General features: G+C 76.1%; 1 pseudogene. It reads right to left on the bottom strand.

The features are described 5' to 3' along the window. Positions 1 to 268 (bottom strand): annotated as a pseudogene (locus SB764_RS40740) (MFS transporter); the annotation flags it as partial.

Here is a 268-nt window from a genome sequence, read left to right on the forward strand (position 1 = left end):
GTGCGCAGTTGCGGCCGGTCGCGATAGATCTCGGTCCAGCGGGCCCGCGCCATGGCCGGCATGCTGGGCAGGCTGCCCGCCAGCGCAGCGAACACGAACAGGGTCCAGTCGGGCGCCTGCAGGCGCACGCAGGCGGCCAGGCCGATCAGCCCCGCCACGCTGGCGCCCGCCGCCAGCGGCAGCACCCTGCCCTGCCCGTGGCGATCCACCAGGCGTGAAATGCGCGGCGCGAGCAGCGCCGTGGCCAGGGCGAAGGTGGCCGCGACCG

This window comes from Paraburkholderia sp. SIMBA_027, assembly GCF_046535315.1.
In the GTDB taxonomy this organism is placed as follows: domain Bacteria; phylum Pseudomonadota; class Gammaproteobacteria; order Burkholderiales; family Burkholderiaceae; genus Paraburkholderia; species Paraburkholderia tropica.